Annotated in this window: 5 protein-coding genes; 1 reads left to right on the forward strand and 4 read right to left on the reverse strand. The window is 40.1% G+C overall.

The annotated features are described in order from the left end of the window. The 3 genes from F6K20_RS26590 to F6K20_RS26600 all read right to left on the reverse strand — a co-directional run. A partial coding sequence (locus F6K20_RS26590; protein WP_287296633.1) for an MBL fold metallo-hydrolase occupies positions 1–300 on the reverse strand: 300 nt, incomplete at its 3' end. Between the two features lie 24 nt (positions 301–324). Further along, on the reverse strand, positions 325–939 hold the full coding sequence (locus F6K20_RS26595; RefSeq protein ID WP_071103656.1) for an anthranilate synthase component II: 615 nt from the start codon (positions 937–939) through the stop codon (positions 325–327). Between the two features lie 48 nt (positions 940–987). Then, positions 988–1,632, reverse strand: coding sequence for a hypothetical protein (locus tag F6K20_RS26600; RefSeq protein ID WP_008181341.1), 645 nt, complete (start codon positions 1,630–1,632; stop codon positions 988–990). Between the two features lie 554 nt (positions 1,633–2,186). Between F6K20_RS26600 and F6K20_RS26605 the strand changes: the two genes are divergently transcribed. Continuing rightward, complete coding sequence (locus F6K20_RS26605; RefSeq protein ID WP_008181339.1) at positions 2,187–2,849, forward strand: hypothetical protein; 663 nt, start codon at positions 2,187–2,189, stop codon at positions 2,847–2,849. A 184-nt stretch (positions 2,850–3,033) separates the two neighbouring features. On the opposite strand, the gene F6K20_RS26610 is transcribed toward F6K20_RS26605, so the two are convergent. After that, a complete protein-coding gene (locus tag F6K20_RS26610) occupies positions 3,034–3,954 on the reverse strand; it encodes an N-acetylmuramoyl-L-alanine amidase (RefSeq protein WP_008181337.1) in 921 nt (306 codons plus the stop codon). Positions 3,955–4,253: the final 299 nt, after the last annotated feature.

Raw genomic sequence — 4,253 nt, forward strand, 5'->3', positions numbered from 1 at the left:
GGGACTCCCCGGTATCCCTTCCGCTGCTCCTTCATCTAGTAGTAGGCTACTGATTAGGACTAAATCTGCCTCTACTTTTGGTGAGTTGTATTTAGCGGTACACCCAATGGTTTGGAATGGGTTGACTAAAACTCGCACACCACCCCCAGTAAATAAAAAGCAGGTATGACCAAGCCACTTTACTGTCAATACATTGCGTGATGGCTGTGCTTGGTAAGAACTGAGTCCAGAAGCTAAGCCGGTTGAAAGAGTTGTGAGTACACCCGCACTCACATAGCGCATCAACTGTCGCCGTTTCATGGTTTCTTGGAAACAAGTTTATTTTCAGGGAGATATAGAGAGAGTAGCAGATGCTGGCAGCGATTCTAAGAAGTTTTTTAGAAGTTGCTTACCAGAAGAGGTCAAAATACTCTCTGGATGAAATTGGACGCCTTCGAGGTGGGGATAGTTCCGATGTCTAACTCCCATAATTGTGCCATCATCCACCCAAGCCGTGATTTCCAAGACATCAGGACAGCTGCTACGGTCAATAACTAAGCTATGGTATCGAGTCGCTGTGAAAGGATTGGGTAATCCCCGAAAAACCCCAACCCCAGTGTGATGAATTTCTGAGGTTTTGCCATGCATCAATACTGGTGCCGAAACAATTTTCCCCCCAAATACCTGACCCAAGGCTTGATGACCCAAGCAAACCCCTAGAATGGGTAGAGTTGACCCCAAATTGTAGATAGCACCTGATATCCCAGCATCTTCAGGACGCCCTGGTCCTGGAGAAATCACTACCCCATCTGGGTTGAGCTGGCGGATTTTCTGTAAATCAATTTTATCATTGCGATAGACCTGAATCTCTGATGCCACAGGTAATTGGGTACCCAATTCTCCTAGGTACTGTACTAAGTTGTAAGTAAAGCTGTCGTAGTTGTCAATGACAATAATCATTATCGGTTACTCCCGATTGACCATAGGTTGAAGGTTATAGATTATAGGTTACCGCTTATTTGAAGTCTGGTCTGGTTTTAAGCTCAGTATTCCAATCAAAATGGAGAATATTTCTTCTGTATCTCTAGGAATAGTCTGACTTTGAATAGTTTTGGCAATGTGCTTCCGTTTCCTATCAAGGGTTCCAAATTTCCAAATATCCCCCAGAGTCACAGCACCATAAATAATTTCAATAGATTCGCTATCTTCGTACTTATCTAAAGCAATTAGTTCGGCTGCTAACTGGTTGAAGCCACTATCAATATCTTTCTTTTTTGCTTCTATAATAATCAGATTTTGGCTAGTTTTTAATAAGTAGTCTAGCGCTCCCCCTAGCTGATCGTTAATGTCTAGGGGATACTCAACATTGACTTTAACTGGGAGCAGCTTTGCAATTTCTAGGATTAGTGGGGCAATCAGAAATTCCCGTTTAGCAATTTCCGAGGTAAGGCTGATTTTAGGAATAATGGTGTAGTAAGTATGGTTGAGCTGTTGAATGATATCTAGGTCATAGTTGCTAGACTTAGGCAGGTCAATTAATTCAATGCCAAAGGAGTAACCAAACTCACCAACAATTTCCTCAGTGGGATTGGTCATCGCAAAATAGTCACTAAATGTATACTTGCGGTTTTCTTTGAATATCGATTTTTTCATAAGTTAATTTGTAAGCTATTAGCTATCAGCTATCAGTTATCAGCTATCAGTTATCAGTTATAATTTACCAGTTATAACCAGTCAGCTATCAGCGGTCAGCCTATGGGCTACGCGCATAAGCTGACTGCTGACTGGTGAATGCTTACGGTTAAATTGTAGTCAAATCTTGATTTTCGGTAATTGGTAAGTATTTATACTTATTATTGACCGTTAAGAGCGATCGCACTTTATACTTCGTAAGTGCTATGACAGTCAGCGAATAATCGCCGTCTTAAGAGGTTGTCTGAGAAGTCTCATTTGCTACATCCAAGCCCCCGTTGGTCCCCCAATTTTGGGGGACTTTTAGAAGCAAATTGACTCTTGTTCCCCCCAAAGTTGGGGGGCTAGGGGGGCAAAATTCAGTATCAAAAAACTTTTCAGATATCCTCTAAGATATACTTTATAATTTTCTTTATCAACAGTCTCTTAGCTAAGCCGCACATCTGTTCCAATCTCAAAACGAAATAGTTTGGTCTCTAAAATATAATTAGACGCAATCAGGAGACTGATTAACTATGGCATTCAGTGACTTTAAAACTATAGCTGATGTACAGAAACACTATCAAATTAAATACGAAGAGGGAACTTTTATCGTTTCTCAAGACACTGACCCACCCGAAATTTTCTTGAAAGACCTAGAGTTTTATAAAGAAACAATAGATGTATTCAGCTCGGAAGCCTCCCGGAGTGAAATTATCATTTCACCATTGTTGCGAGAACTCTATAAAAAATACTATAAAATCTATTCTTTCTGGATTCAAAAAAGCATCTTCTATGACCAAGTTCTATCAGGGACTCCTGACTATATATTTTCGACAAAATCGGAATTAGGGAAAACGGTTTTAGAAAAGCCACTGCTTATTATTCTTGATGCAGTCGCTCATGGGGGAAACCCCCAAGACCGCGCTGCATCGCTTATCGAAGCAAAGAAAAATGATTTTCAACAAGGTTGGGGGCAATGCCTTGCCGAGTTGGTAGCTTCCCAAAAAATCAATCAAGATGTTCAACGTCCTGTTTATGGCATAGTTACTGATGGTAATTTATGGCAGTTTGGACGATTACAAAGGGACATTTTTACTCAAAATATCGAGAATTTTACGATTGATAAATTGTCCCGATTATATGGAGCATTAGACTATCTTATCCTATTAACGGAAAACTATACTAATAACGAGTAATATTGGTATTATCTTGAGGTAATATAATTATTATAATATAATTCCTATCCCCCATTAATCTCACACTTCCCGATCGGGTGAGACGGTGAGACGTGAGGCAACTGCTTGAGGTGCGCTTTCCGTAAGCGAATTAAATTCGCCACGGGTCGCACCTGTTCAATGCTAAACGTCCCTCAAAGCCTTGCTAGTCAATCAATTGACTCCAAGTTTGTGCTCCAACAATACCATCAGCCGTTAAACCTTGTTGTTTCTGAAATCTGATCACAGCACTTGCGGTGCCTGAACCAAAAATACCATCTGCCTGAGTTCCCACCCGACGTTGGAGATATTTTACTGTGGTACCTCCAGCATGATTAGGTCTAAGTATGGGTTGCTCAAGAATCTGATTAATAGTCTTCCATGTGGTCGAGTCACCAATTCCAGTTTGGTTAATTCCTACAATAGCTTGAAATGTTTTTATTGCTGCTATAGTCGCCTGATCAAGGGAGCCATTTTCTACTAATGGCTTACCAGCAGGACTTTTAATTTTTAAGCGATTGAGAGCTTTTTGTAATTCTAGAACATTATCTTCGGAGGAAGATTTAGTAGTTGGTGGCTCTTCTCCAGTTAATCCTTTAACAATTGCATTAGCCAATGCTTCTGGATCGTAGAGTGCCATATCTTTTTGGGAATCACAAAAGCAGCTTTCGATCAGAATTGCTGGCATATTGGTATATCGGAGGACATATAAATGAGAGCCATTTTTAACCTTTCTATTGAAGTAACCCAACTCGACTATTTTTTCTAAAACTGGCTGGGCAATTTTTTTGGCAGTATTACTAATCGCAAATACTTCTGTTCCATTAGCTTGGCCATTAAACCCATTAAAATGAATTGAAACAAACTGATCAACTCGATTAGCATTGGCAATATTGCACCGTTGCCGCAGCGAGCTGCCTAAAGTACTCGCACTTTTAGGCTTGCATTCAACTACCTGATGTCCCAAGTCTCTCAATTTTGAAATTACTCTCGTTCCGACGTCCCTAGTCATTTCATCTTCTACTCTGATACCTTGAGCTCCTGTATCAGCGGGCAAGTTGTGACCAATATCAATTCCGTATTTCATGATACTTTCTGAATTTCTCTAATTAGCCATTTTCTCTAATTCTGTTCTATGTTAGTGGATTTAAGCCAATAGTGCTTAACAAAATTTAATAAACTGCTCCTAAATCGAAAACTCAGACCCAACTCCTGGTTCTTTTTCTAAATTGATCTGGATCAAGAAACGTTAAAAAATAACGTAAGCATTCAGCTATTAGCTATCAGCTATCAGCTATCAGCTATCAGCTATCAGCTATCAGCTATCAGCTATCAGCTATCAGCTATCAGCTATCAGCTATCAGCTATCAGCTATCAGCTATCAGA

This window comes from Moorena sp. SIO2C4, from assembly GCF_010672485.1.
In the GTDB taxonomy this organism is placed as follows: Bacteria; Cyanobacteriota; Cyanobacteriia; order Cyanobacteriales; family Coleofasciculaceae; genus Moorena; species Moorena producens.

What these genes read in the sequence shown, in the direction of transcription:
- F6K20_RS26595 (WP_071103656.1), bottom strand. Translation starts at nt 939, where the DNA reads ATGATTATTGTCATTGACAACTACGACAGCTTTACTTACAACTTAGTA.
- F6K20_RS26610 (WP_008181337.1), bottom strand. Translation starts at nt 3,954, where the DNA reads ATGAAATACGGAATTGATATTGGTCACAACTTGCCCGCTGATACAGGA.
- F6K20_RS26605 (WP_008181339.1), top strand. Translation starts at nt 2,187, where the DNA reads ATGGCATTCAGTGACTTTAAAACTATAGCTGATGTACAGAAACACTAT.
- F6K20_RS26600 (WP_008181341.1), bottom strand. Translation starts at nt 1,632, where the DNA reads ATGAAAAAATCGATATTCAAAGAAAACCGCAAGTATACATTTAGTGAC.